We start from the raw sequence: 26,548 nt of genomic DNA, 5'->3' as shown, positions 1-26,548 counted from the left end.
CGGCCGGCGGCCGGCCCGTGGCCGGATGGAACCCATGGCGCACGGAGGCGAGTTGTCCGTGTGGCATCATGACCGCGTTGTCTGCCCGGGGGATCAAGAACCCAGGGCCGGCGAGGGCGGCCGCCGAGTTTCGCCGGAGGACTGAGGATGAAGGTGCCTGGCTCTGCGTTACCGGCCTCGGAGGACAGACAGCTCAGGCGTCGGCTCAAGAAGGTCCGCCGCACCTGCGAGGAGATGCTCGCGGAGTGGGGCATGGAGCACGGCTGCGGGATCGACGAACTCCACGCGTACCTGAGCGCACAGCGCAACCGCCCCATCCATCTGATACCGACCACTTTCCCGGAGCGCCATCTCCTGGGCATATGGCTGAAATTGGATGAATTCGACGTCGTGGCGTTCGAGAAATCGGCCTCTCCGGCCCACAAAGAGCACATCATCGCCCACGAGTTGGCCCACATCGCGTTCGGGCACCGCGGGTCCGTCCCCCTCGACCGCGTCGAATCCGGTCCCCTGTTCACGGACGTCGACCCCGCCGCCGTCCAGGGCATGCTCATGCGCTCCCGTTACAGCGACGGGGAGGAGCAGGAGGCCGAGACGATGGCCTCGCTCATCCTCGCCCGGGCCACCAAGCGCTGGGTCGAACCGGCCTGGGCCGTCCCGGACGAGGCCGCCGACATCGTCGCGCGCATCGAACTCGGCCTCGGAAAGCCGGAGCAGCAGTGAACACGCTCTACACGGTCCTCGCATGGGTCTGCGCCTTCGTCGGCCTGGCCGCCTTCGCCTACCGGCTCCCGGACCTGCTGCGCAGGAGGCACGACATCGCGCTGTGGGCGCTGTGCGTCTACTTCCTGTGCTCCGGGATCAGCTTCCTCGTCGACCTGGACCAGCTCCGGCTGCACATCTCCGGATTCTTCGGCCTGCCGAACGTCACCTCGCTGATCACCCAGGTCGCGGTGGTCGTGCTCACCGCCGCCCAGCAGGTGGTCCTCGTCCACTGGTCCTCACCGCCCGCCGAAGCCCGGCGCATGGCACGCCGGCGCGTGCTGTTCTTCGGCGCCGCGCTGTGCCTCCTCGTGATCGCCTCCTTCGTCGTCGGCCCGGTGACGAAGTCCGAAACGGCCACGTCCACGATCCTGTTGAGCATCCAGGACGGCGGCTACGCCCTCTACATGTTCTTCTACCTGCTGATATGCGCCGTGGGGCAGGCGGAGACCGTACGGCTGTCGCTGCGCTTCACCAAGGCCGCCAACCGCCAGTGGCTCGCGGCCGGCATGCGCACCGTGACCCTCGGCGCGAGCCTCATCCTGGTCTACTGCGTCACCCGGAGCATCCAGATCGCCGGCACCCGGCTGCACTTCGACGGCGCCGGCCTCGACCCCGTCCAGTGGACGTGCGGCAGCGTCGGGGCCCTGCTCCAGGTCACCGGGTGGACCATTCCGTCCTGGGGGATCCACCTCACCCGCGTACGGGGCTGGATCCGCAGCTACCGTGCCTACCTGCGCCTGCGGCCCCTGTGGCGGGCGCTCCACCAGGCCCTGCCGGACATCGCGCTGAACCCGCCGCGCTCCTGGCCGCGCGACCTCCTCCCGCCCAGGGACCTGCACTACAGCCTGTACCGGCGCGTCATCGAGATACGCGACGGGCAGCTGATGCTCCGCACCTCGCTCTCCTTCGAGGACTTCACCCGGGTGGCCCGCTCCCTGGACCTCCCGGAGGACCCGACCTCCCCCCTGGGCGAAGCCCTGCAGGTGCGCGCCGCCCTGAGCCGTCCGCCCGAGGAGAGGACCGAACAGGACGATACGGCCGGCCTTCCCGCGCGTCCGCCCTACGAGGACTTCCGCGACGAGGTGCAATGGCTGACCCAGGTCGCCTCGTCCTTCACCGCCCTCGGCCAGGGCGGCCGGTACCCCGCGGCCCGGACCGGGACCCCGTGAGCCCTTCGGCCGGAGCCGCCGTCGAGCGCCTCGTCGCCCTCGACACCGCGCACGGCGCGACCGCCGCGCTGCCCGCGGTACGCGAGGCCCTGCGCGGGTTCCCGGAGCTCTCGGCCGACCCCGCGAGCCTGCGCGGCCAGGGCGCCGACCGGCTCGCGGCCCTCGCCGAGCTGTGCGAGGTGATCGGCTGGATCCTCTTCGACGCGGGCTTCCACCGGCAGGCGCACCGGGCCAACGGGAGGGCGCTCGCCCTCGCCGGGCTCTGCGGCGACCGCTGGACCGGACGGCTGGTGCTGCTGAACCACAGCATGCTCCAGACCCACGTGGGCGACGCCCGGGGCGCCCTGGAGACCGCCTCGCGCGTCGCCGGGCCGCGCGCGCTCCCCGCCAGGGTCAGCAGCCTCGTTCTGGTGCGGCAGGCGCACGCGCACGCCGTGCTGGGCGCCGGGAGCGAGTCCCTGGAACTGATCTCCCGCGCCCGCAGCCGCTTCCTGGACGGCGTCTCGCGCCACGACCCGCACTGGGCCTGGTGGATCGACGACACCGAGCTCCTCGGCCACCAGGGCTGGGTGCTGGCCAGGCTGCGCCGATGGGATCGGGCCATCCCCCTCCTGCACCAGGCGGCGACGGCCCCGGGCCCCTCCTACCGGCACCTGTTCACCGCGGAGCTCCTCTCGGCCCTGGCCCGCGCCGGGGCCTGGGCCGAGGCGGAGGACCTCATCGCGGAGCTCGCCCCCCGCGCCGCCGCCATTGGGTCCGTACGGACGACCGGGACGCTCGGCAGGACCGCGGCCGGCCTGCGCCGCGCCGCGCACGCCCCGGGACCGCTGCGGGACGCGGCGGCCTTCCTGCTGGAGTGCCTGCCCGCCCCGGCGGCGCGCACCGGCCGTCACCCGGCTTGATCGGCGAGCCACCCCCAGAACCCCTCATCACCGGACTTCCGGAGCCCCGGAACGCCGGAGAACGACCGACCGACACAGACAGGGACCCCATGCGCCACATCCGCATATCGATGCCCGCCGCGGCCGCAGTGCTCACCGCGGCGGTGCTCTTCTTCGCCGCCGGAAGTCCGGCCACCGACACCGCCGTCCAGTCGCCCGCGGCCGCCTCACTGGCCGGCCAGGAGCTGGTGCCGGGGGAGCGGGGCAGCGCGTACGTGTCCACGCAGCTCTTCTTCGGCACCGGCCGGCACAACGGCAACCCGCCCATCACCGAAGAGCAGTTCACGAAGTTCGTCGCCGACGTGATCACGCCCCGCTTCCCGTCCGGGCTGACCCTTCAGGAGGGCCGCGGCCAGTGGCGGGACAAGGAGGGCGACATCAACCGCGAGAAGTCGTACGAACTGACGGTGCTCTACCCGGTCGGTGAGGCCCGCGCCAGGGACGCCGACATCGAGTACATCCGCCGCCTGTACTGCCAGACCTGGGAGCTGGAGTCCGTCGGCCGTGCCGACGCCCTGGTCCGGGCCGACTTCTGACGAGGACCGGATCCCGCCGGGCGCCGCCGGGCTGCGGACGCGCGGCCCGGCACCCCGGCCTGAGGTGCGGCGCGACCGAACCGGTCACAAGCTGAAGACATGAGCACTGCCCGGCCGGGTCCGCGCAGTTCGGAACTGCGCCTCGCCCTGGCCCTGCGGGGCGGGGTGAGCCTCGCCGTCTGGATGGGCGGCGCCTGCTGCGAGACCGCCCGGCTGCGGGAGGCCGGGCAGGCGCCCGCAGGGACGCCGGCCCCGGACCGGGACCCGCGGACGGCCGTCTACCAGGACCTGCTGCGCACGTGCGGCTACGGGAGCGTCGACATCGACGTCCTCGCCGGTACCAGCGCGGGCGGTCTCAACGGCGTCCTGCTCGCCTGCCACCTGGTCTACGGCATGCCCTTCGAGGACGGGGTCCGCGACATGTGGCTGCGCATCGGCGACCTCGAAGGGCTGCTGCGCCGCTCGAAGCCCTTCCACGTGCCCGATTCGCTGATGTGCGGGGACGACGTCTTCTACGCCGAACTGCGCCGGTCGCTGGACGCCCTGCTCGGGCAGAGCCCGCCGGCCGGCTGGAAGCCCGTCCCCTCGCTCCGGCTGATCCTCACGGCCACCCGGCTGCGCCCCCGCCGGGACTGGGTGCGCCCGACGCTCGGCCAGCCGCTGCTCGTCGGCCGCTCCAACGCCTACTTCCGCTTCCGGCACCGCAAGGCCCTCACCGACTTCCCCGACGGCTCGGCCAGGGCGGCGGCCCTGGACCGGCTGGCCTACGCGGCGCGCACGTCCTCCTCCTTCCCCGGGGCCTTCGAACCGGGCAAGGTCTACGTCGGCAACGAGCCGCCACCGCTGGGCGATCCGGCCCGGGTGGACATGCGCGGGGTCAGCAGCGAGACCGGCTACCCGGACGAGAACCTCGGCGGCTGCGCCGAGATGGTCGACGGCGGCCTGCTGGACAACATCCCCGTGGCCTGGGCCGTGCGTGCCATCGCCGGAGCACCGGTGACCCGCAAGGTCGACCGCTGGCTGCTGTTCCTCCAGCCCGTACCGCCCTCCCCGCCGCGCCCGGAGACCGGCGACAGCAGGCGCGCCACCCGCCTCGTACGGATCGCAGCCAAGTCCATGGCCGTGAAGTCCGGGTCCGAGTCGCTGCGCGACGACGCCCTGGAGCTGCGCGCCGCCGACGCCGCCGTCCAGCAGAAACAGGGCGTCACCGGGGTACTGCCGAACACCCTCGAAGCCCTCGAACTGGCTGCCGCGGCCCGGCTGGAGTCCTACCGGCGGGCCGTCGGCACGGCCGAGGCGAAGCGGCTCATCAAGCTGCTGGAGGACCCGGCCGAGGTCACGGGCCCCGACGCCCTGCTGCTGCCCGCGGGCCCCGGCCCGCTGGAGCCCCTGGACGCGAGCGGCGGGCAGGGCTCGGCCGCGCTCTTCGAGGCACTGCGACGGCACTCGGGGACCCTCCTGCCCGACCAGCGCAGCTCACCGCTGGCCCTGGCCCGTACGGTACGGCTGCTCATGGACTGGGTCTGGGCCTACGAGGCCGGTACGGACGAGCAGGACCCGCACGCGCTGAACCGCGCGGAGACCGTCGCGGAGAACCGCACGGAGGCCGTCGCGGAATGCCGCAAGCGGCTGTACGCGTTCCGGTTCGCCGTCGCCACCCTGGTCGCCGCCCGCGACCGGCTGCTGCTGCACGCCTACGGCGAAGCGCTGGCCGGGGGCGAGGTCCCCACCGCCGCCGCCGGGCCCTACCGGATGGCGGGCAGCCGCCTCGGGGCCGCCCTGCCCGTGATCCCCCCGGCCGACGCGCCGCCCGAGGCCTGGCAGACCTGGGCCGCCCTGTTGGCCGGGGTGGTCTACGTCGCGCTGGACCCGGCCCCCGAAGGGCCCGAAGGCAGGTACGGAGAACTGTGGGACCGGCTCGGTGAGCTCGGCCTGTACATCGGCGAGAGCCTCGGGGACACCGTCGTCGACGGCTACGAGGCACTGCACGCCGCCGCCGACGGCCCCGAGATGAAGCAGGCCCTCCAGGCCGCCGAGGTCCTGCTCGGCCCCCTGCGCCCGGACCCGCTCGCCGAGGCCACCGACATCAGCTTCCACACCGTTTCGGCCGCCAACGCCAGCTGGGCCGGCCGCAAGGTGCTGGGCCGGGCCGGGCTGTCCCCGCAGGAGCTGGTCGCGGCGAAGCTCAGCGGGAACCAGCTCAGCAACTTCGCCGCCTTCCTCAGCACCCGCTGGCGGATCAGCGACTGGACCTGGGGCCGGCTGGACGCGGCGTCCTCCCTGGTGTCCGTGGTCGCCACCGACGAACGCCTCGCCGCCGCCTTCGGAACCGAGGCGCGGGGGACCGCGCTCGGACAGCTCGTCGCCGCCGCCACGCCCGACGGCACCCGCTTCCTCCAGCTCTGGCACGAGGACCTCGCCGACCCGGACCGCAAGGACGTACAGGACTGGGACCGGGTACGGGACGTCCTCACGGCGCTGCGCCAGCGCGAGATCCTCGAAGAGGAACTCCCCGTGATCGCCGCACTGAACCGGGGCGGCATCCGCCGGGGCAACAAGCCCGACCTCCCACCGCCCCAGGCACCCCTGACCGAGGCCGCCTTCGAGAGCGCCGTGGAGTCGTTCCGGCGCATCGGCGCGGAAGGCGTCGACCAGCTCGTCCGGGCCCCCGACCCGCGCCGCGCCGCCCTGCGGACCGGACTCCTCGCCTGGCCGGCCGTACAGCCCTCCGGCAGGGGCGCGGCCCGGCTGGTGCAGGTGCCCATGCTCCTGCTGAAGCCGCTCGCCTGCCTGCTGCCCCTGGTCGCCGTGCTCGCCCCCGGATGGGCGCTGTCGGCGGCGGCCCTGATGTGGGCCGGTGTCGCCCTCGCCGCCGGCCAGTGGTCCTCGCTGCTCGGGCACGTTCCGGTCTGCCTCTTCGCGATGACCGCCCTGGCGGTCGGCGGCCGGCGGATCCTGCGGTTCCTGCCCGGCGCGCTGCGCGCGGGCGTCACCCTGCTGCTCGTGGCGGGGCCGCCGGTCGCCCTGTGGCAGCTGCGCGGGCTGCGGCTGGAGGCCGGGTCCGGCTGGCGCATCCCGGCCACCGGGCTCGCGCTCGCCCTGGCCGCCGCGATCGTGCTGGCCCTCGGATCGGACCGCCGTCTGCTCGTGCCCCCGGCCGCCCTGGCGGCGGGCGCCCTCGCCTCCCTCGTCCAGCTCGGCGGCCATCCGCCCGGCGGCTGGTGGGGGCTGCTGACCCTCTACGTGTCCCTCGCCGCGGTCTCGGTCGCGCTGCCCCGGCTGTACCCGAAGCCGGAACCGCCACCGCCACCGCCCCCGGCGCATCCCGCAGGCGCAACATCGGACTCACTCATCTAGGGTGAACCGGTAGGAACAGGCCCACCCGGGGTGAGGTCGGTGCGTTGGACACTTACCAGTCGACGAGCGAGGTGCCGGATCCGCCGGTGGCGGCGGTCGGCTACGCCGGCGTACTCCGTGAACTGCTGCCGATCGCCCTGTGGCGGGAGGACGCCGACGGACGGGTCGTGGAGTGGTCGCTGGCCGCCCAGGACCTGCTCGGCCACCGCCCCGAGGACATCCTCGGCCGCTTCGGCACCGCCGTCCTCGTCCCCGACGCCAACCGCGAGCTCGCCGACGACCTGACCCGCCGCGTCCAGGCCGGCGAGACCGTCGTCGGGACCCTGCCCGTGCGGCACCGGGACGGCCATCGCGTGACGATGGAGATGTGGATCGTGCCCGCCCCCGACCCGCAGGGCCGTACGGGCGCCATGCTCATCGCCGTGGAGACCTCCGAGGTCCTGCACATGCGGGACTCCCTCGCCGCCCTCCAGAGCCTCTTCACCCAGTCCCCGATCGGCCTCGCCACCCTCGGCCCCGACCTGCGGTTCCTCCGCGTCAACGAGGCGCTGGCCAGGATGAACGGCGTGTCCCCCGCCGCGCACCTCGGCAGGCGGCTCACCGAGGTGGTCCCCGGGGTCAACGCCACCGCCCTGGAGGCGATGATGCAGCAGGTGCTCGACCGGGGCACCGCCGTGGTCGACGTCCGCCGCACCGGCCGCACCCCCGCCGACCCGGACCACGACCGGACCTGGTCCTGCTCGTACGCCCCGCTGCTCGACGGCGGAGGCCGCCGGCTCGGCCTGATCGCCTCCCTCATCGACATCACCGAGGGCCAGCGGGCCCAGCTGGAGGCCGAGCGGGCCCGGACCCGGTTCGCCCTGCTCGCCGAGGCCGGCACCCGCATCGGCACCACCCTGGACCTCAGGCAGACCGCCCAGGAGATCGTGGAGCTCCTGGTGCCGCAGCTCGCGGACTCGGCCGACGTACAGCTCCTGGAAGCGGTGCTCGACCCCGACGAACCGGCGGGCGCCGCCACGCGCGGGATGCTGCGCAGACTCGCCGCCAGCTTCCCCGACCCGTCCGCGCCCACCGCGAAGCTGGCCGCGGGCCAGACCTTCCAGATCCCCGCCGGAACCGTCTACGAGAGGGTCGTCGCCGAAGGCCGGGCCATGAACCTCTACGCCTCCGACGTCCCGGCGCTGATCACCGACCCGCGCGCCGACGCCCTGCGGTCCTACCTCGCCACCCTGGGCTCGGCGCGGCTGGTCCCGCTCGTCGCGCGCGGCAAGGTGCTCGGCGCCGTCGCCGTGACCCGGGTGCGCGGGCGCGAGCCCTTCGACGAGCAGGACTGCGTGCTCGTCGACGAACTCGTCGCCCGAGCGGCGCTCAACATCGACAACGCCCGGATGTACACCACCCAGCGGCAGGCGGCCCTCACCCTCCAGCGCAGCCTCACCAACAGCGCCCTCCCCGAGGTCGGCGGACTCGAACTGACCGGCCGCTACCTGCCCGCCAGCGACCACGACGTGGGCGGCGACTGGTTCGACGTCATCCAGCTGCCCCGCGGGCGGACCGGCCTGGTCATCGGGGACGTGATGGGCCACGGGATCCACGCCGCTGCCGTCATGGGACAGCTCCGCACGGCCGTACGGACCCTCGCGCGGTACGACGTCCCGCCCGCCCGGATGCTCCGCTCGCTCGACGCGACGGTGGCCGACCTCGGCGAGGACGAGATGGCGACCTGCGTGTACGCCGTCCACGACCCTGCGACCGGCGGCTGCGTGATCGCCCGCGCCGGGCACCCGCCGCCCGCCGTGGCCACCGCGGACGGGACGGTCACCTTCCTCGACGGTCCGCCCGGGACCCCGCTGGGCACGGGCGGGCACGACTTCCGCACCGAGGAGGTGCCGCTGCCCCCGGGGAGCCTGCTGGTGCTCTACACCGACGGGCTGATCGAGGCCCGGGACCGGGACCTCGACCAGGGCATGGACCGGCTCGCACGGGCCCTGGAGCAGGCCGCCCAGCCGCTGGAGCTGCTGTGCGACGGGATCCTGGAGCGGCTGCTGCCGAGCGCTCCGCAGGACGACGTGGCCGTCCTGCTGGCCCGCACGGTGGTCACCCGGCAGCCCGCCTAGCCGGGGCGCCCGCCTGGCCGGGACGCGCGCCTGGCCGGGCAGGGCCCCGTCACCAGGCCAGGCCCTCCAGCTCGTCCAGGTCCAGCGTGAGCGCGGCCAGCGGCTCCGCCGCGCTCGCGGTCAGCGGGAGCTCCGCCCAGATCACCTTGCCGCGCTCGGTGTACCGGGTGCCCCAGCGCTCCGCGTACTGCGCGACGAGGAACAGCCCGCGGCCGCCCTCGTCGGTGGTGGCCGCGTACCGCAGGTGCGGGGAGGTGCTGCTGCAGTCGGAGACCTCGCAGATCAGCGTCCGGTCGCGCAGCAGCCGCACCCGGATGGGCGCCGCCCCGTACCGGATGGCATTGGTGATCAGCTCGCTGAGGATCAGTTCCGCGGTGAAGGCGATCTCCTCCAGGCCCCAGGCGGCGATCTGCGCCGAGCCCTCGTTGCGCACCCGGGAGACGGCCGCCGGGTCGGCCGGTACGTCCCACTCCGCGATCCGCTCCGCCTCCAGCCGCCGGGTGTCGGCGATCAGCAGGGCGATGTCGTCGCTCGGCGCCGGGAACAGCAGCGCCGCCAGCACGTCCGCGCAGGCCTGCTCGGGACTGCGCCCGGACCGCGACAGGGTCTCGCTCAGCACCGCCAGACCGGTGTCGAAGTCCCGGTCGCGGTCCTCCAGCAGCCCGTCGGTGAACAGTACGAGCCTGCTCCCCTCCGGCAGCGTCAGTTCGGTGGTCTCGAAGGGCATGCCCCCCACGCCCAGCGGCAGCCCGGTCGGCAGCTCGGGGTACTCCACCCGCCCGTCGGGGTGGACCAGCGCCGGCCCGGGGTGCCCGGCGCTCGCCAGCGTGCAGCGGCCCGACGCCGGGTCGTAGACGGCGTACAGGCAGGTCGCACCGGTGACGCCGGCCGTCTCCTCGGAGCCTTCGCCGGCGTCCTCGGCGGGGCCGTTCTCGTCCCGGTCGATCCGGTCGATGAGCTCGTCCAGATGGCCCAGCAGCTCGTCGGGCGGCATGTCCAGGGTGGAGAAGTTGTGCACGGCGGTGCGCAGCCGGCCCATCGTCGCCGCCGCGTGCACCCCGTGCCCGACGACGTCCCCGACGACCAGTGCCACCCGGGCGCCCGGCAGCGGGATCACGTCGAACCAGTCACCGCCCACCCCGGCCTTCGCGGGCAGGTACCGGAAGGCGACGTCCACCGCGCTCAGATCGGGCAGCACCCGCGGCAGCAGGCTGCGCTGGAGCGTCACGGCGGTGGCGTGCTCGCGGGTGTAGCGGCGGGCGTTGTCGATGGAGACGGCCGCCCGCGCCCCGAGCTCCTCCGCGAAGGACAGGTCCTCCTCGTCGAAGGGGTCCGGGGTGTCCGCCCGCCAGAAGTTGGCCATCCCGAGGACCACCCCGCGCGCCTGGAGCGGTACGGAGATCAGCGAGTGCAGTCCGTAGTCGAGCGCCACCCGCGTCCCGTCGGCGTCCTGCGCCCGCCAGCCGAAGGCGGCGCTCAGGTCCGCGGCCAGCACCGCGCGCCCGGCGCTCAGGGCCGCCGCCATCGGTGCGGTCGGCACCACGAACCGGATGATGTCCCCGACCGGCTGGAGCGGCTGGTCGGTGCGCACCCCCGTCATGGCCGCCCGGCGCATCTGCGTGTACACCTCCGAGGTGGCCGAAGGCTCCTCCCCGTGCAGCACCGGCTCCAGCAGCTCGACGGTGACGAAGTCCGCGAAGCGCGGTACGGCGACCTCCGACAGCTCCTCGGCGGTGCGCGTCACGTCCAGGGTCGTACCGATCCGCACCCCGGCGTCGTAGAGCATCTGGAGTCGCTCCCGGGCCACCTCGGCGCGGCCGGAGAGCGCGGCGAGCTCGGTGGAGTCCCGCAGGGTCATGACGCTGCCCGAGGGGCGGCCGCCGTACGGCTTGGTCGGACGCACGTTCACGGCGAGCAGCCGGTCCCCCGCCAGGTGGACCTCGTCCGTCACCACGCGCCCCGAGGCCAGCAGGGCCGTCGTCCGCGGATCCAGGCCCAGCTCGTCGACGTGCTGCTGCTCGGCGTCGGGCGGCAGGTCCAGCAGCCGCCGCGCCTCGTCGTTGGCCAGCACCAGCCGGTGATCGGCGTCGATGATCAGGACGCCCTCGCGCACGGCGTGCAGTACGGCCTCGTGGTGCTCGTTCATCCGGGCCATCTCGGCCTCGCCCAGCCCGCGGGTCTGGCGCCGCAGCCGGCGGCTGACCAGGGCGGCGCCGCCGGTGCCCAGCAGCAGGGCGCCCGCGGCGGCGCCGAGCAGCAGGGGGAGCTGGCCCTCGACGACGTCGCCGACGTTGGCGACCTCGATGCCGGTGGACACCAGGCCGACGACGGCTCCGCTCGCGTCCCGGACGGGGACCACGGCGCGGACTGCGTCGCTCGGGGCTCCGGTGAAGGTCTCGGTGAAGGACTCACCGGCTGCGGCGCGCTGGAGGTCGCCGGTGGCCCTCGTCCCGATCAGCTCGGGTCTGGCATCGGTGTAGCGGACCCCCTGCGGGGTCATGACCGCGATGAAGTCGAGGCCGGAGGCCGTCCGGGCGCCCTCGGCCAGGGGCTGGAGCACGGCCGTGGGATCGGAGGACCTGAGGGCCTGCGGCAGGCCGGGGGCGTGGGCGAAGGCCTCGGCGGCCGCCAGCGAGCGGTTCTCGGCGTCACGCTGGCTGTCGTAGCGCGCCTGGAAGACGAGGGCCAGAGCGGCCGCCGTGATCAGCACCAGCACGATCACGGCCTGGAGCGCGAACACCTGACCGGCGACACTGCTCGGCGCCAGGGAGAGGCGCGCGAGCAGGCCTGATGGCTGGCCCGCCGGCGGCGATCCCCGGGGTCGACCCGAACGTCCGGTCATGAGCCATTTCTAACACTGTCCACGCGGTTTGGGGGTGGCGGCCGCCGCCGTGCGGTATGCGCGCGGACCCGTGCCGACGTACGCGGTGAAGTGCTGGCGGAAGGTGACCTCGCTGGTGAACCCGGCCCGCCGGGCCACCTCCGCCACCGGATGGTCGGTGCGCTCCAGGAGTTTGCGGGCCGCGTCCAGGCGGTGCCCGAGGAGCCACTTGTGCGGGGTGGTGCCGGTGGCGGCGGCGAAATGCCGGGCGAAGGAACGTGGCGACATCCCGGCCCAGCCGGCCAGTGTCGCCACGTCCAGGGGCTCGTGGAGCCGGCGCAGGGCCCGTTCCCGTACGGCGGCCAGCGCCTCGGCGGTCCGGTCGGCGGCCGGGGTGGGCCGGTCCAGGTACTGGGCGTGGTCCCCCGTGCGGAACGGGCCCGTCACCATGGACCGGGCGATGGCCGCGGCGGCCTCCGCGCCGTGGGCCTCGCGGACCAGGTGCAGGCAGAGGTCGATGCCCGAGGCGACCCCGGCGGAGGTCCAGATCCCGCGGTCCTCGACGTACAGCGGGGCCTCCTCGACGAGGACCCCGGGGTGGCGGGCGGCCAGCTGCGGCGCGAGCCACCAGTGGGTCACCGCCCGGCGGCCCTCCAGCAGCCCTGCCTCGGCGAGGACGAACGCCCCGGCGCAGAGCGCGGCCACGGGCACGCCCCGCGCGTGCGCCTCCCGCAGGGCCGCCAGGACGGGCTCGGGGGTCGGGTCGGTGGGCTCGGCGAGGGCCGGTACGACGACCAGGTCGGCCCGGGTGAGCCAGTCGAGGCCGCGGTCGGGGGCCAGGGTCAGACCGCCGGGCAGGGAGATCGGCCCGGTGTCCAGGGCGCAGCGGCGCAGCTCGAAGGGCGGGACTCCGGCCCGGCTGCGGTCGGGGCCCCAGACCTCCGTGATGACGGCGAGGTCGAAGGCGCGGATGCCGGGCTGGACGACGATCGCGATCCGGTGCATGGCTGCCATGGTGGCAGGATCCCATCGGTTCGGGTCGGCGGAGCCGCTGTCGGGCCGGGAGCCCGGTGGACAGGATGAAGCCATGACGACGAACGAGAACGAGAACGAGAACGCGAACGAGAACGCGAACGATAAGGCGCAGGAGAACGCGAACGGGATCGGGATCGCCGGGAACAGCGCGCTGCTGGTCATCGACGTCCAGAAGGGCTTCGACGACGCGTCCTTCTGGGGCCCGCGCAACAACCCGGCCGCCGAGGCCAACCTCGCCGCCCTGATGGACGCCTGGCAGGAGACCGGCCGCCCGGTGGTGCTCGTGCGGCACGCCTCGCGCCCCGGTTCCGTACTGGCCCCCGACCACCCCGGCCACGCGTTCAAGGACTTCGTCGAGGACCGGCGGGACACGGCCGCGCTGCTGGTCACCAAGACCGTGAACTCCTCGTTCTACGGCACCCCGGACCTCGCCGAGTGGCTCACCGCCCAGGGCGTCGGCCAGCTGGTCGTCGCCGGGATCCAGACCAACATGTGCGTCGAGACCACCGCCAGGATGGCCGGGAACCTGGGCTACGACGTCCTCGTGCCCCTCGACGCCACGCACACCTTCGACCTCGCCGGGCCCGGGGGCCTGAGCCTCACCGCCGACGAGCTGGCCACCGCCACGGCCGTCAACCTCCAGGGCGGCGGCTTCGCCCGCGTGGTGAGCACCGCTCAGCTGCTCTCGGCGTCCCGCGCCCGGGCCACCGCGTAGTTTCGGGAGACGGACCGGCGGACCGGCCGCTGCCCCCCGTGCCCCGGAGCGGATACGGCGGAGGCCCGACCCCGCGTTCGGGGGCCGGGCCTCGCGGGGCCGGACGGGGTCAGAGCACGTCGGCGGCGATGTTGGCCGCGACCTGCTCCAGCAGGGGACCGGCGTTCGGGATGGACTTCGCCGGGTCGGGCTCCAGGTCGGTGAGCGGGTACGCCCGCCGGATCCCGGCCGCCTCCAGGGCCTCCTGGTCGAGCAGCAGACGGCCGCACACCGCGACCACCGGCTTGCCGGCGGCCCGGGCCGCGGCCGCGACGCCCGCCGGGGCCTTGCCGTGCAGGGTCTGCTCGTCCAGCGAGCCCTCACCGGTGATGACCAGCGTGGCCCGCTCCAGGGCCGGAGCGAAACCGAGCACCTCGAGCATCAGCTCGATACCGGGACGGAACGTCGCACCGAGCAGCAGCGCCCCGTAGCCGATCCCGCCCGCACCACCGGCGCCCGGCAGCACCGCGCACTCGGCGGCCTTCGGGCCGATCGCCTTCTCCAGCACCACCGCGAAGTGCGCCAGCGCCGCGTCGAGCGTCGCCACGTCCTGGGGCGACGCCCCCTTCTGCGGGCCGTAGACCGCCGGAGCGCCCTTCGGACCCGTCAGCGGGTTGTCCACGTCGCTGGCCAGGACGAAGTCCACGTCCGCGAAGCGCGGGTCGATGCCCGACAGGTCCGCCGAGGCCAGTGAGGCCAGCGCGCCGCCACCCGGGCCGACCGGTTCGCCGTTCGCATCCAGGAACACCGCACCCAGCGCCGCGAGCATGCCCGCGCCGCCGTCGGTGGTCGCGCTGCCGCCCACGCCGAAGACGATCGAGCGCGCGCCCGCGTCCAGCGCGGCCTTCAGCAGCTCGCCCGAGCCGTACGTGGTCGCCGTCAGGGCGGCGAAGACGCCCTTGGGCAGCAGCTGGAGCCCGGAGGCCTCCGCCATCTCGACCACCGCGGTGCCGTCGCGCAGCGCGAAGGCGGCCGTGACCTGGTCGCCGAGGGGCCCGGTGACCCGTACCTCCCGGCGTTCGAAACCGGCCGCCACGGCGGCCGCGACCGTACCGTCGCCGCCGTCCGCGACGGGGAGGGTCTCGATCTCCACGCCCGGGACGGCCTTGCGAAGGCCGGCCGTCACCCGCTCCGCGACCTGAACGGCCGTGAGCGAGCCCTTGAATTTGTCCGCGGCGATGAGCACGCGCGCGGTCTCAGTTACTGCTCCGTCCGTCACCTTGCTAATCCCTTGCTATCGAACAGTGCAGTCGCGCCACCATGAGCCTATCCGGAGGATCCTCCTATGCCCATGGGTGGCCTGGGCCACACCCGGCGCGGCATGCCCATAAAGAGGGATATACGCCTGCATAGTGTGGCCGCATGAGCGCGGATTCACTGGAACACGCAGGTCCGGATACCCCAGGTGGGGGGCCCGGCGACCCGGAGGGCGGCGCTCCCGACCTCCAGGTGGTCACGATCGGCGTGGTGGCCGTGCTCGTCGTGGTCGCCTGGGCGGCACTCGGCAAGAGTTCCTTCGACACCGCCTCGGACACCGCCCTGGCCTGGGTGCTGAGCAACTTCGCCTGGCTGTTCGTCATCGCCGCCGACGTCTTCCTCGTCATGTGCGTCGTGCTGGCCATCAGCCGCTTCGGCCGGATCCGGCTCGGCGCCGACGACTCCAGGCCCGAGTTCACGAACCTCGCGTGGATCGCCATGATGTTCAGCGCCGGCATGGGCATCGGCCTGATGTTCTTCGGCGTGGGGGAGCCGCTCACCCACTACCTGAACCCGCCGCCCGCCTCCGGGGCGGCCCCCCGCACCGGCGACGCGGCCCGCGCGGCCCTCGACTACTCCTTCTTCCACTGGACCCTCACCCCCTGGGCCATCTACGGCATCGCCGGTCTCGCCCTCGCGTACGCGACCTTCCGCAAGGGCCGCGGCAACCGCCTCAGCTCCGCCTTCGTCCCGCTGATGGGCGAGGAGCGGGCCAACGGCTGGCCCGGCAGGGCCGTCGACCTGCTCGCCGTCTTCGCGACCGTCTTCGGCACCGCCACCAGCCTCGGGCTCGGCGCGCTCCAGGTCGCCAAGGGGCTCAATATCACCACCGGTGCCGAGGACTCCACCACGCTCCAACTGATCATCATCGGCTCGCTCTCCGCCGCCTTCGTGCTCTCCGCCTTCTCCGGACTGCACAAGGGCGTGAAGTGGCTCAGCACCATCAACATCGTGCTGGCCGCCGCCCTGATGCTCTTCGTCTTCGTCCTCGGCCCGACCGTCTACGTCCTCGACGTGATCCCGGCGAGCGTCGGCAGCTACCTGCACAACCTGCTGCGCTGCCCATGGCCACCCGGACCGGCGCCTTCACCGACAGCGCCTGGCTCGGCGCGTGGACCATCTTCTACTGGGCCTGGTGGCTGTCCTGGGCCCCGTTCGTCGGCACCTTCATCGCCCGCATCTCGCACGGCCGCAGCATCCGCGAGTTCCTCGTCGGCGTCCTGCTGGTCCCCAGCGGCGCCACCGTCGTCTGGTTCTGCGTGATGGGCGGCACCGCCATCCGGCTCGACTCCACCGGCGCCGCCGACCTCGCCGCCGAGGTCAAGGAAGGCGCCGAGGCCTCGCTCTTCGCGATGCTCGACGCGCTCCCGCTCGCCACCGTCACCTCCTGGGTGGCCATGGCCCTGGTCATGACCTACTTCGTCACCAGCGCGGACTCCGCCTCCCTGGTCATGGGTTCGCTCACCAGCCGGGGCTCCCTGAACCCGCCCACCTGGCTCGTCGTCACCTGGGGCGTGCTGATGGCCGCGGTGGCCGCCGTCCTCCTCGTCGCGGGCGGCCTGAAGTCCCTGCAGACCGCCACCATCCTGGTCGCGCTGCCCTTCGTGATCGTCATGCTCCTGCTGTGCTGGGCCCTGGTACGGGAACTGCGCGAGGACCCCGGCGCGGGCCCGGCCCGGGCGCACCCCCTCCACGGCATGCGCGACGCCGTCAAGGCCATGGTCGGCGACGCCGTCACCGAACAGGGCCCGGCCCGCCACCACCGGCTGCGGCGCGTCGCGGAGTCCAAGGCGCGAGACCGCGAGGACGGCGGCGGCGGTGGCCCCCGGACGTGATCCACGGACCCCGGGGCGGCTGGGTAGGGTTGCGGCGTGACCACCACCGATGACTACGCCACCTACATCGCGAGCCTGCCCCGGGTGCTGGCCGGCGCCGCCGCGCTCTACCGCGACGCCGAGGGGCGGGTGCTCCTCGTCGAGCCGAACTACCGGGAGGGCTGGGCGCTCCCGGGCGGCACCGTCGAATCGGACACGGGCGAGTCCCCGCGCACGGCCGCCCGCCGCGAAAGCGCCGAGGAGATCGGGCTGGACCTGCCGCTCGGCAGGCTGCTCGCCGTCGACTGGAGCGTGGGCGAGGGCCGTCCGCCGCTCGTCGCGTACCTCTACGACGGCGGCGTGCTGGACGCGCAGCAGTTGGCCGCGATCCGGCTCCAGGAGTCGGAGCTGGTCTCCTGGAAGCTGGTCGGGCCCGCCGAACTGACCTCGTACCTCCTCGGATCCCTCGGCCGGCGCACCCAAGAGGCCTACCGCGTCCTGGAGTCGGGCGAGAGCACCGCCGAGCTGGAGAACGGCCGCCGCCCGGCGGACGCGTAGCACCGTTACAGCAGGCCTACTTCGAGCAGGACAGAATTCAGCAATGATCACGATGTACGCCTGGCCCAGCACGGCCGACGGGCCCGACGCCCTCCCCATGGTCCACTTCACCACCGACCAGCAGTCCAGCGGCGAGGTCACCCCGGAGGGGACCCCGGTCTGGTTGTTCGACGGCGCGATCCGCGACGGCGGATGGGCCGAGTTCAGCGATTTCGAGGGCTGGTCCGTCCCCGCCGAGGGCTGGCAGGCCTTCTACCGCCGCGAGGACGACCTCCTCGCCGTGACCGGCCCCGGCAGCTGCGAGGGCTGGTACCAGGGCAAGCTCGGCGCCGACGGCGAATGGGTGGCGGCCGCCGCCGAGCAGCAGAGCGTGGTCCTGCTCGCCGCACCCGTCCAGCACCCCTCGCTGTACGCCTACGCGGTGGAGGCGGGCGCGGGCTTCGCCCTGCTGGTCCCGCTGGTCGTGATCTAGAGGTGTCCTGCCGGTCGGGCCGGGCCCGGCCCGGCCGGCAGGACACCCCCTGAACGGCAGGGCACCCCTTAGAGCTGCCGGCCGGACTCGAAGGCCAGCAGCCGGACCTTGCGGTCGACCCCGCCGCCGTAGCCCGTCATGCTGCCCGAGGCTCCGATGACGCGGTGGCACGGGACGATGATGCCGACCGGGTTCTTCCCGTTCGCCAGGCCCACCGCCCGGGAGGCGCCCGGCTTGCCGAGCTTGTCCGCGAGCTGTCCGTACGACCAGGTCTCGCCGTAGGGGATGCGCACCAGCTGCTCCCACACGCTGCGCTGGAACGCGGTGCCCTCCAGCCGGAGCGGGACGGTGAACTCCCTGATCTCCCCGGCGAAGTACGCGCCCAGCTGCCGGACCACTTCCGGGAAGGGTTCCTCGGTGGCCGCGACGCGTTCCCCGAAGGACTCCTCGGCCGGCCGGTGCCTCTGGTCGGTCATGTACAGACCGCTGAGGACGCCTTCGGTGGCGACGAGGGTGAGCGGGCCGTAGGGGCTGTCGACGACGGTGTGCTGCTTGCTGTTCATGGCGGTCGTACTCCTCAGACGGGCAGGTGGTTGATGGCGTGGTCCTCGGTGGCCCACAGGTACTGCACGGCGTACGCGCGCCAGGGCCGCCAGCCGGCCGCCCGGGCGGTCAGCGCCGCGGGCGTGGACGGCAGCCCCAGCCCCTGCGCGGCCCGCCGGACCCCCAGGTCCGACGGCAGGAACGCGTCGGGGTCGCCCAGCGCCCGCATCGCGATGACCTCGGTGGTCCACGGGCCGAACCCGGGCAGCGCGCCCAGCTGAGCCCGCGCGGCCTCCCAGTCGCTGTCGATGCCGAGCGGCAGCGAGCCGTCGGCCAGCGCGGTGACGAGGGTGGTCAGCGTGTCGCGGCGGCTGCGCGGCAGGGCCAGGGACTCCGGGTCCAGCCCGGCCAGCGCCTGCGGCGACGGGAACAGGTGGGTGAGCCCGCCCTCGGGATCGGGGTCGGCGACCGGCTCGCCGTGCGCGCGGACCAGGCGGGCGGCGTGCGTGCGCGCGGCCGCGGTGGACACCTGCTGCCCGAGGACCGCCCGTACGGCGAACTCCGCCGCGTCGACGGTACGGGGAACCCGGCGCCCGGGAGCCTTGTCCACCAGCGGGGCCAGCAGGGGGTCGGACCGCAGCTGCTCGTCGATCGCCTCCGGGTCGGCGTCGAGGTCGAGCATCCAGCGGCAGCGGCTGATGGCGATGGTGAGGTCGCGCAGGTCGGTCAGGGCCAGCTGGCAGCCGATGTGGTCGGGCCCCGGGGTGAGCGCGACGACGCCGGTGCCGTACGGAAGGCGCAGGGTGCGGCGGTAGGCGCCCGCCCGCCACTCCTCGACGCCTGGGACGGCGGTCGCGGCGAGGTGGCCGAAGAGGTTGTCGGGGTTGAGCGGGGCCCGGTACGGCAGCCGCAGGCTGATCGTCCCCGGGATCCGGGGCTTGTCGCGGCCGGCCGCCTTCTCGCCGCGTGTCCGCAGCTCACTGGGGGACAGGGCGAAGACCTCGCGCACGGTGTCGTTGAAGGTACGGATCGAGGAGAACCCGGCGGCGAAGGCCACGTCGCCCATCGGCAGGGCGGAGGTCTCGATCAGCAGCCGGGCGGTCTGCGCGCGCTGGGCCCGGGCCAGGGCCAGCGGCCCGGCCCCGAGCTCGGCGTTGAGCTGCCGTTCCACCTGCCGGGTGGAGTACCCGAGACGGGAGGCCAGCCCGGGCACGCCCTCCCGGTCCACGACCCCGTCCTGGATGAGCCGCATGGCGCGGGCGACGGCGTCGGCGCGGGCGTTCCACTCGGGGGACCCCGGGGAGGTGTCGGGCCGGCACCGCTTGCAGGCCCGGAACCCGGCCTGCTGGCAGGCGGCCGCGCTGGGCAGGAAGGTCATGTTCCGGACCTTGGGCGGCACCGCGGGACAGCTGGGCCGGCAGTAGATCCGGGTGGTGAGCACGGCCGTGAAGAACCAGCCGTCGAAGCGGGCGTCCTTCGACTGCACGGCCCTGACGCAGCGGTCGGTGTCGGTGTACATGGCTCCAGGATCCCGGGCCGGATCCGCCGGGGCTGGCGGTTTTCCGACATCAAGCGTAGCCGCCGCGGGGTCTCGCCGAGCCGCTCCCGGGTGCCGCCCGGACCCCGGTGACGCCCGCCGAGCCCCCGGGCACCCCGGGACCTCCCAGCCCCCCGGCGCGCCGGGCACGCCACCCCCCCCGCCCAGCCCCCGGCCCCCAGCCCCCGGGCACGCGAAAGGCCCCCGGGTGCCTGGTGAGGCATCCGGGGGCCTTTCGGAGGTGCGGGCGGGGCTACGGGGTCTGTGCGGCCCGGGCCTCGCGCCGGTTGTGGCGGAACGTGTTCGCGCGACGGGTCGTCGCGAACAGCGGGATGGTCGCGGCCAGGGCGATCTGCAGGGCGCAGCCGGTCTGGAGCAGGAGCTGACCGCCCGGGGCGTCGAACGCCCAGGCCGCCAGCAGCCCCATCGCCCCGACGATCCAGCTCAGCATCGCCACCGCGAGGACTCCTCGCGGCTTGGGGTACTCGACCCGGCTCACCATCAGCCAGGCCACCCCGATGATCGCCAGCAGCGTCGGGACGAACGGCAGCTCCAGCAGCACGATCGAGACGACCGTCAGCGCGCCGAAGGGGCTCGGCATGCCCTGGAACATGCCGTCCTTCATCGTCACGCAGCTGAATCTCGCCAGGCGCAGCACCACGGCCAGCAGCACCACGATCGCGGCCAGGGCCGACATCTTCTGGTGCGCGTCGTCGGCGACCATGCCGTAGACGAGCACGAAATAGGCCGGCGCCAGCCCGAAGCTGATCAGGTCGGACAGGTTGTCCAGCTCGGCGCCCATCGGCGAGCTGCGCAGCTTGCGGGCCACGATCCCGTCGAAGAGGTCGAAGACCGCGGCGAGCAGCATGAGTATCACTGCCGTCGCGGCGCTGTGCCGGGCCATGCCCGACTCACCGCTGCCGGTGAGGTGCGGGATGAGGATCCCGGTGGTGGTGAAGTACACCGCCATGAATCCGCAGGTGGCGTTGCCGAGGGTGAGGGTGTCCGCTATCGACAGCCGCAGGGAGAGCGGCATGTCTTCCGCGTCCGCGTCCTCCTCCTTGGCCTCGGGCACCCAGCCTGTGGCAGGAGTCTCAGGGTCAGTCACGGTCAATTCGGGTCACCCCCGCGGTGGTGGCCTGACCGACCTCGACCGCGACCTCGACGCCCTCGGGGAGGTAGATGTCGACGCGGGAGCCGAAGCGGATCAGACCGATGCGTTCGCCCTGCTCCACCTTGGTGCCGGCCGGCAGGTACGGGACGATGCGACGCGCGACGGCACCGGCGATCTGCACCATCTCGATGTCGCCGAGCTCGGTGTCGAAGTGCCAGACAACGCGCTCGTTGTTCTCGCTCTCCTTGTTGAACGCCGGGACGAACCCGCCGGGGATGTGCTCCACGGACGTCACCGTGCCCGCCAGGGGCGCGCGGTTGACGTGGACGTTCAGCGGGCTCATGAAGATCGCGACGCGGGTACGCCCGTCCTTCCACGGCATGATGCTCTGCACCACACCGTCGGCGGGCGAGATGACGCGGCCCTGCGTGATCTCACGCTCGGGGTCGCGGAAGAACCACAGCATGCCCGCGGCGAGCGCGGTGGCGGGCACGGCCACCGCGGCCCAGCGCCCGGACTTGCGCGCCCGGGTGAGGCTGAGCGCCGCGGTGGCGACGGTCGGCAGAAGCCACGGCGATGCTCCGCGCGCGAGACGTCCACCGAGGAGGCCGACGCGAGGTGCAGAGGTTTGGCTGTGGGGCATGGATGACCTTCGTAGCGGGTGATTGCCGCGCCGCAAACGGGGGGACGGGACGGCGGCTTTACTGGAATGCTATCGGTTGCGCGCAACAACTGGGCAAGCCAGAAGCCGAGTCGGTGGCCGTCGGCCAGTGACTGGTAGTGACTCTTCGGCGAGAAATCTTCGGATGATTCCCCGCAAAAGGGACTATCAGCCCTGGAGTCGGTACTCCTCGAGCAGGCGTCGCCCAATGATCATTTTCTGGATCTCGGCGGTACCTTCACCGATCAGCAGCATCGGTGCCTCCCGGTAGAGGCGCTCGATTTCGTACTCCTTCGAGAAGCCGTATCCGCCGTGGATACGGAACGCGTCCTCCACCACCTCCTTGCAGTACTCGGAGGCGAGGTACTTCGCCATCCCTGCTTCGAGGTCGTTTCGTTCCCCGGAGTCCTTTTTGCGTGCTGCATTGACCATCATCGCATGGGCGGCTTCGACCTTGGTAGCCATCTCGGCCAGCTTGAACTGGATGGCCTGGTGTTCCGCGATCGCCTTGCCGAAAGTGTGACGTTGCTGGGCATACGAGACACCCAGCTCGAATGCACGCTGAGCGACGCCGCAGCCACGTGCCGCCACGTTGACGCGGCCGACCTCGACCCCGTCCATCATTTGGTAAAACCCTCGGCCGGTCTGGCCCCCGAGGACCCGATTGGCCGGAATGCGCAGTCCGTCCATGATGAGCTCGGTCGTGTCGACGCCCTTGTAGCCCATCTTGTCGATCTTGCCAGGGATGGTCAGGCCCGGACGGACCTCACCGAAGCCCGGCTCCTTCTCGATCAAGAAGGTGGTCATCGACTTGTGGGGCGCCGTGCCCTCGGCGTGTCCTTCGTCACTCCGGACCAGAACGGCCACCAGGGTCGACGTGCCGCCGTTCGTCAGCCACATCTTCTGGCCGTTCAGGACGTACTCGTCACCGTCCTTCACCGCCTTCGACGTGATCGCCGACACATCCGAGCCCAGCCCCGGCTCGGACATCGAGAACGCGCCGCGCACCTCGCCCAGCGCCATCCGCGGGAGGAAGTAGTCCTTCTGCTCCTGCGTGCCGTGCTGCTTGAGCATGTACGCCACGATGAAGTGGGTGTTGATGATGCCCGAGACGGACATCCAGCCGCGCGCTATCTCCTCGACGCACAGCGCGTAGGTGAGCAGCGACTCACCCAGACCGCCGTACTCCTCGGGGATCATCAGGCCGAAGAGGCCGAGCTCCTTGAGGCCGTCGACGATCTGCTGCGGGTACTCGTCGCGGTGCTCCAGCTCGGTCGCGACCGGGATGATCTCCTTGTCGACGAACTCCCGGACGGTCTTGAGGATCTCCCGCTGAACGTCGTTCAGCCCGGCGGTCTGGGCGAGTCGGGCCATGGCTACTTCCCCTGTTCCTTCAGCGTGGGGCGGCCGGGCTGCTCGCCGCCGCGCTCCTTGATGTACGTCTCGGTCGGGACCATCACCTTGCGCCGGAAGACGCAGACGAGGGTGCCGTCCTGCTTGTAGCCCTTGGTCTCCACGTAGACGATGCCGCGGTCGTTCTTCGACTTCGACGGGGTCTTGTCGAGGACCGTGGTCTCTCCGTAGATCGTGTCGCCGTGGAAGGTCGGCGCCACGTGCCGCAGGGACTCGATCTCCAGGTTGGCGATGGCCTTCCCGGAGACGTCGGGGACCGACATGCCCAGCAGCAGGGAGTAGATGTAGTTGCCCACGACCACGTTCTTGCCGAAATCGGTCGTGTTCTCGGCGTAGTTGCTGTCCATGTGGAGCGGGTGGTGATTCATGGTCAGCAGACAGAAGAGATGGTCGTCGTACTCGGTGACCGTCTTTCCGGGCCAGTGCTTGTAGACCGCCCCGACCTCGAACTCTTCGTACGTGCGTCCGAACTGCATGGCCCTACGCCTCCGCCGTCTTCTCGATCGAGGGGTGTTCGAACTTGGTGGTGCGCTGCATGCCCGCGGCGCGGCCCTTGCCGGAGATGACCAGGGCCATCTTTCGGCTGGCCTCGTCGATCATCTCGTCGCCGAGCATCGCCGAGCCCTTCTTGCCGCCGGCCTCGGAGGTGCACCAGTCGTACGCGTCCAGGATCAGCTCGGCGTGGTCGTAGTCCTCCTGCGAGGGGGAGAAGACCTCGTTCGCCGCGTCGACCTGACCGGGGTGGAGCACCCACTTGCCGTCGAAGCCGAGGGCGGCGGCGCGCCCCGCCACCTCGCGGTAGCCGTCCACGTTCTTGATCTGGAGGAAGGGTCCGTCGATCGCCTGGAGGTCGTGCATACGGGCCGCCATCAGGATCCGCATCAGGATGTAGTGGTAGGCGTCCGCGCCGTAGCCGGGCGGCTGCATGCCCACGACCAGGGACTTCATGTTGATGGAGGCCATGAAGTCGGCCGGGCCGAAGATGATGGTCTCCAGCCGCGAGGAGGCGCCGGCGATCTCGTCGACGTTCACCAGGCCCTTGGCGTTCTCGATCTGCGCCTCGATGCCGATCTTGCCGACCTCGAAGCCCATGGTCTTCTCGATCTGGGTCAGGAGCAGGTCGAGGGCCACCACCTGCTGGGCGTCCTGGACCTTCGGCAGCATGATGCAGTCGAGGTTCTGGCCGGCCCCCTCGACGACCGTGATCACGTCGCGGTACGTCCAGTGGGTGGTCCAGTCGTTGACGCGCACGACCCGGGTCTTGCCCGTCCAGTCGCCGTTGTTCAGCGCGTCCACGATGGTGTGGCGGGCGCCTTCCTTGGCGAGCGGGGCGCAGGCGTCCTCCAGGTCCAGGAAGACCTGGTCGGCCGGCAGGCCCTGCGCCTTCTCCAGGAACCGGGGATTGGAGCCCGGCACCGCGAGGCAGGAGCGGCGCGGCCGGAGCCGGTTGACCGGGGAAGAGGGCGTGGTCATGCGGGAACCTCCGTGCTTTCAACGACGTCAGCGTTGTCGGCGCTGTTGATGGGATCGAGCTTGTTGGCCTTGCGGATCTCGTCGACGATACGGCCGATGATCTCCGTGATGCCGAAGTCCTTGGGGGTGAACACGGCGGCCACCCCGGCCGCCTTGAGTGTCACCGCGTCGGCATTGGGAATGATGCCGCCCACGATGACGGGGATGTCGCCCGCCCCCGCCAGACGCAGGCGTTCCAGCACGTCGGGGACGAGCGCGCTGTGCGAACCGGACAGGATGGACAGTCCCACGCAGTGCACGTCCTCGGCCAGCGCCGCCGAGGAGATCTCCTCGGGCGTCAGCCGGATGCCCTGGTAGACCACCTCGAAGCCGGCGTCGCGGGCCCGGACGGCGATCTGCTCGGCGCCGTTGGAGTGCCCGTCCAGGCCGGGCTTGCCGACGAGCAGCCGGAGCCGGCCGGAGCCGAGGTCGTCGGCCGTACGGGCGACCTTCGCGCGGACCAGGGCCATCGGGGTGCCCTCCTCCGCGGTGACCGCCACCGGGGCCGAGGAGACCCCGGTCGGGGCACGGAACTCGCCGAACACCTCGCGCAGGGCGCCCGCCCACTCACCGGTCGTGACACCCGCCCGGGCGCACTCCAGCGTGGCCTCCATCAGGTTCTCGGTCCCGGCCGCGGCCTCCTTCAGCCGGTCCAGGGCCTGCATCACGGTGGGGAAGACGAACGGGTCGCCGTTCCCCTGCCGCTCCGAGGACTCCTGCCGCTCCGCCCGCCACCGCTGGATCCGCTCGACGGTCAGGGCCTCCACGGCCCCGTCGACCGTCATGATGGCGCCGTCCAGGTCGGCGGTGAGCGGGTTCTCCTCGGTCTGCTGGTAGCAGTTGACGCCGACGATCTTGTCCTCGCCGGCCTCGATCCGGGCCCGGCGCTCGGCGTGCGAGGAGACCAGCTGCGACTTCAGGTAGCCGGACTCGACGGCCGCCATCGCGCCGCCCATCTCCTGGATCCGGTCGATCTCGGCCAGGCACTCGGCCACCAGGGACTCGACCTTGGCCTCGATGACGTGCGAGCCCGCGAAGATGTCCTCGTACTCCAGCAGATCGCTCTCGTGCGCCAGCACCTGCTGGATGCGCAGCGACCACTGCTGGTCCCAGGGCCGGGGCAGGCCCAGCGCCTCGTTCCAGGCGGGCAGCTGCACGGCGCGGGCGCGGGCGTCCTTGGAGAGGGTGACCGCCAGCATCTCCAGCACGATGCGCTGGACGTTGTTCTCCGGCTGCGCCTCGGTCAGGCCCAGGGAGTTGACCTGGACCCCGTACCGGAAGCGGCGCTGCTTGTCGTTCTCGATGCCGTAGCGCTCACGGGTGACCCGGTCCCAGATGCGGCCGAAGGCGCGCATCTTGCACATCTCCTCGATGAAGCGGACGCCCGCGTTCACGAAGAAGGAGATGCGGGCGACCACCTCGCCGAAGCGCTCCTCCGGGACCTGGCCCGAGTCGCGCACCGAGTCCAGCACGGCGATCGCGGTCGACATCGCGTACGAGATCTCCTGGACCGGGGTGGCCCCGGCCTCCTGGAGGTGGTACGAGCAGATGTTGATCGGGTTCCACTTGGGGATGTGGCTGACCGTGTAGGCGATCATGTCCGTCGTCAGGCGGAGGGACGGCCCGGGCGGGAAGACGTGCGTCCCGCGCGAGAGGTACTCCTTGACGATGTCGTTCTGGGTGGTGCCCTGGAGCTGCGCGATGTCCGCGCCCTGCTCCTCGGCGGCCACCTGATAGAGCGCCAGCAGCCACATGGCGGTGGCGTTGATCGTCATCGAGGTGTTCATCTGTTCCAGGGGGATGTCCTGGAACAGCCGCCGCATGTCGCCCAGATGGGAGACCGGGACCCCGACCCGGCCCACCTCGCCGCGGGCGAGGACGTGGTCCGGGTCGTAGCCGGTCTGCGTCGGCAGGTCGAACGCGACCGACAGGCCGGTCTGCCCCTTGGCGAGGTTGCGGCGGTACAGCTCGTTGGACGCCTCGGCCGTGGAGTGGCCGGCGTACGTCCGCATGAGCCACGGCCTGTCCTTCTGGCGCTCTGTCATCTCAGGCGATCCTCTGCGGACTTCAGATGTTCCGGAATCGGTTGATGGCGTCGAGGTGCGTGGCGCGCATCTCGTGGTCGCGGACGCCGAGGCCTTCTTCGGGTGCGAGGGCGAGGACGCCGACCTT

The 26,548-nt window shown here is 72.4% G+C and carries 20 protein-coding genes and 1 pseudogene; 10 read left to right on the top strand and 11 right to left on the bottom strand.

The window, feature by feature from the left end:
* The first annotated feature begins 153 nt into the window (after positions 1-153).
* The 6 genes from ACZ4TG_RS33445 (at position 154) to ACZ4TG_RS33420 (ending at position 8,885) form a co-directional block, all read left to right on the top strand.
* On the top strand, positions 154-723 hold the full coding sequence (locus tag ACZ4TG_RS33445; protein WP_468170427.1) for a toxin: 570 nt from the start codon (positions 154-156) through the stop codon (positions 721-723).
* Positions 720-1,934 carry an MAB_1171c family putative transporter gene (locus ACZ4TG_RS33440; protein ID WP_468170425.1) on the top strand — a complete coding sequence of 405 codons (1,215 nt, stop codon included), beginning with the start codon at positions 720-722 and terminating at the stop codon, positions 1,932-1,934. Before ACZ4TG_RS33445 ends, ACZ4TG_RS33440 begins: the two co-directional genes overlap by 4 nt.
* On the top strand, positions 1,931-2,836 hold the full coding sequence (locus ACZ4TG_RS33435; protein WP_468170422.1) for a DNA-binding protein: 906 nt from the start codon (positions 1,931-1,933) through the stop codon (positions 2,834-2,836). The genes ACZ4TG_RS33440 and ACZ4TG_RS33435 overlap by 4 nt, the downstream gene beginning before the upstream one ends.
* Positions 2,837-2,925: 89 nt before the next feature.
* Positions 2,926-3,411 (top strand): DUF3574 domain-containing protein, encoded by a 486-nt coding sequence (locus ACZ4TG_RS33430; protein ID WP_468170419.1) that lies wholly within the window; start codon positions 2,926-2,928, stop codon positions 3,409-3,411.
* Positions 3,412-3,510: 99 nt separating this feature from the next.
* Positions 3,511-6,768, top strand: coding sequence for a DUF3376 domain-containing protein (locus ACZ4TG_RS33425; RefSeq protein WP_468170416.1), 3,258 nt, complete (start codon positions 3,511-3,513; stop codon positions 6,766-6,768).
* A gap of 44 nt (positions 6,769-6,812) precedes the next feature.
* The gene (locus ACZ4TG_RS33420) at positions 6,813-8,885 is read left to right on the top strand and encodes a SpoIIE family protein phosphatase (protein ID WP_468170413.1); all 2,073 of its coding nucleotides are present in this window, start codon (positions 6,813-6,815) and stop codon (positions 8,883-8,885) included.
* A 49-nt stretch (positions 8,886-8,934) separates the two neighbouring features.
* On the opposite strand, the gene ACZ4TG_RS33415 is transcribed toward ACZ4TG_RS33420, so the two are convergent.
* Entirely contained in the window at positions 8,935-11,727 is a 2,793-nt protein-coding gene (locus tag ACZ4TG_RS33415) for a SpoIIE family protein phosphatase (RefSeq protein ID WP_468170410.1), read from the bottom strand.
* A gap of 9 nt (positions 11,728-11,736) precedes the next feature.
* The gene (locus ACZ4TG_RS33410; RefSeq protein WP_468170407.1) at positions 11,737-12,720 is read right to left on the bottom strand and encodes a GlxA family transcriptional regulator; all 984 of its coding nucleotides are present in this window, start codon (positions 12,718-12,720) and stop codon (positions 11,737-11,739) included.
* Between the two features lie 148 nt (positions 12,721-12,868).
* Here ACZ4TG_RS33410 and ACZ4TG_RS33405 point away from each other — a divergent pair, with 148 nt between their 5' ends.
* Positions 12,869-13,456 (top strand): cysteine hydrolase family protein, encoded by a 588-nt coding sequence (locus tag ACZ4TG_RS33405; RefSeq protein WP_468170725.1) that lies wholly within the window; start codon positions 12,869-12,871, stop codon positions 13,454-13,456.
* Between the two features lie 109 nt (positions 13,457-13,565).
* Here ACZ4TG_RS33405 and ACZ4TG_RS33400 read toward each other — a convergent pair whose 3' ends face one another.
* Positions 13,566-14,714, bottom strand: coding sequence for a glycerate kinase (locus ACZ4TG_RS33400; RefSeq protein WP_468170404.1), 1,149 nt, complete (start codon positions 14,712-14,714; stop codon positions 13,566-13,568).
* 143 nt (positions 14,715-14,857) lie between these two features.
* Between ACZ4TG_RS33400 and ACZ4TG_RS33395 the strand changes: the two are divergent.
* The 3 genes and pseudogenes from ACZ4TG_RS33395 (at position 14,858) to ACZ4TG_RS33385 (ending at position 17,596) form a co-directional block, all read left to right on the top strand.
* A pseudogene (locus ACZ4TG_RS33395) lies at positions 14,858-16,587 on the top strand (BCCT family transporter).
* Positions 16,588-16,623: 36 nt separating this feature from the next.
* Positions 16,624-17,124, top strand: a complete 501-nt coding sequence (locus tag ACZ4TG_RS33390; protein WP_468170401.1) for an NUDIX domain-containing protein — start codon at positions 16,624-16,626, stop codon at positions 17,122-17,124.
* A 43-nt stretch (positions 17,125-17,167) separates the two neighbouring features.
* Entirely contained in the window at positions 17,168-17,596 is a 429-nt protein-coding gene (locus ACZ4TG_RS33385; RefSeq protein ID WP_468170398.1) for a hypothetical protein, read from the top strand.
* 68 nt (positions 17,597-17,664) lie between these two features.
* On the opposite strand, the gene ACZ4TG_RS33380 is transcribed toward ACZ4TG_RS33385, so the two are convergent.
* From ACZ4TG_RS33380 to ACZ4TG_RS33345, 8 genes are all read right to left on the bottom strand, one after another.
* Entirely contained in the window at positions 17,665-18,159 is a 495-nt protein-coding gene (locus tag ACZ4TG_RS33380) for a methylated-DNA--[protein]-cysteine S-methyltransferase (protein WP_468170395.1), read from the bottom strand.
* 14 nt (positions 18,160-18,173) lie between these two features.
* On the bottom strand, positions 18,174-19,658 hold the full coding sequence (locus tag ACZ4TG_RS33375; RefSeq protein ID WP_468170392.1) for an AlkA N-terminal domain-containing protein: 1,485 nt from the start codon (positions 19,656-19,658) through the stop codon (positions 18,174-18,176).
* Between the two features lie 271 nt (positions 19,659-19,929).
* Positions 19,930-20,751 (bottom strand): CDP-diacylglycerol--serine O-phosphatidyltransferase, encoded by an 822-nt coding sequence (gene pssA / locus ACZ4TG_RS33370; protein ID WP_468170722.1) that lies wholly within the window; start codon positions 20,749-20,751, stop codon positions 19,930-19,932.
* Positions 20,752-20,776: 25 nt separating this feature from the next.
* Positions 20,777-21,433 (bottom strand): phosphatidylserine decarboxylase, encoded by a 657-nt coding sequence (locus ACZ4TG_RS33365; RefSeq protein WP_468170389.1) that lies wholly within the window; start codon positions 21,431-21,433, stop codon positions 20,777-20,779.
* A 186-nt stretch (positions 21,434-21,619) separates the two neighbouring features.
* A complete protein-coding gene (locus ACZ4TG_RS33360; RefSeq protein ID WP_468170386.1) occupies positions 21,620-22,825 on the bottom strand; it encodes an acyl-CoA dehydrogenase family protein in 1,206 nt (401 codons plus the stop codon).
* Between the two features lie 2 nt (positions 22,826-22,827).
* On the bottom strand, positions 22,828-23,340 hold the full coding sequence (locus tag ACZ4TG_RS33355) for a MaoC family dehydratase (protein ID WP_030010163.1): 513 nt from the start codon (positions 23,338-23,340) through the stop codon (positions 22,828-22,830).
* 4 nt (positions 23,341-23,344) lie between these two features.
* The gene (locus ACZ4TG_RS33350; protein WP_215018558.1) at positions 23,345-24,337 is read right to left on the bottom strand and encodes an HpcH/HpaI aldolase/citrate lyase family protein; all 993 of its coding nucleotides are present in this window, start codon (positions 24,335-24,337) and stop codon (positions 23,345-23,347) included.
* Positions 24,334-26,421: a protein meaA gene (locus ACZ4TG_RS33345; protein ID WP_468170383.1), complete on the bottom strand. Its 2,088-nt coding sequence runs from the start codon at positions 26,419-26,421 to the stop codon at positions 24,334-24,336. Before ACZ4TG_RS33345 ends, ACZ4TG_RS33350 begins: the two co-directional genes overlap by 4 nt.
* Positions 26,422-26,548 lie beyond the last annotated feature (127 nt).

The sequence above is a fragment of the Streptomyces sp. NPDC028314 genome, assembly GCF_055565795.1.
Note: the sequence above shows the minus strand (reverse complement) of the source record. Positions and strands in the feature narration are given on the sequence as shown.

Excerpts from the sequence above, each read along its gene's own strand:
- ACZ4TG_RS33430 (WP_468170419.1), top strand. The coding sequence starts at position 2,926 with ATGCGCCACATCCGCATATCGATGCCCGCCGCGGCCGCAGTGCTCACC.
- ACZ4TG_RS33425 (WP_468170416.1), top strand. The coding sequence starts at position 3,511 with ATGAGCACTGCCCGGCCGGGTCCGCGCAGTTCGGAACTGCGCCTCGCC.
- ACZ4TG_RS33415 (WP_468170410.1), bottom strand. The coding sequence starts at position 11,727 with ATGACCGGACGTTCGGGTCGACCCCGGGGATCGCCGCCGGCGGGCCAG.
- ACZ4TG_RS33410 (WP_468170407.1), bottom strand. The coding sequence starts at position 12,720 with ATGGCAGCCATGCACCGGATCGCGATCGTCGTCCAGCCCGGCATCCGC.
- ACZ4TG_RS33385 (WP_468170398.1), top strand. The coding sequence starts at position 17,168 with ATGATCACGATGTACGCCTGGCCCAGCACGGCCGACGGGCCCGACGCC.
- ACZ4TG_RS33380 (WP_468170395.1), bottom strand. The coding sequence starts at position 18,159 with ATGAACAGCAAGCAGCACACCGTCGTCGACAGCCCCTACGGCCCGCTC.
- ACZ4TG_RS33375 (WP_468170392.1), bottom strand. The coding sequence starts at position 19,658 with ATGTACACCGACACCGACCGCTGCGTCAGGGCCGTGCAGTCGAAGGAC.
- ACZ4TG_RS33365 (WP_468170389.1), bottom strand. The coding sequence starts at position 21,433 with ATGCCCCACAGCCAAACCTCTGCACCTCGCGTCGGCCTCCTCGGTGGA.
- ACZ4TG_RS33360 (WP_468170386.1), bottom strand. The coding sequence starts at position 22,825 with ATGGCCCGACTCGCCCAGACCGCCGGGCTGAACGACGTTCAGCGGGAG.
- ACZ4TG_RS33355 (WP_030010163.1), bottom strand. The coding sequence starts at position 23,340 with ATGCAGTTCGGACGCACGTACGAAGAGTTCGAGGTCGGGGCGGTCTAC.
- ACZ4TG_RS33350 (WP_215018558.1), bottom strand. The coding sequence starts at position 24,337 with ATGACCACGCCCTCTTCCCCGGTCAACCGGCTCCGGCCGCGCCGCTCC.
- ACZ4TG_RS33345 (WP_468170383.1), bottom strand. The coding sequence starts at position 26,421 with ATGACAGAGCGCCAGAAGGACAGGCCGTGGCTCATGCGGACGTACGCC.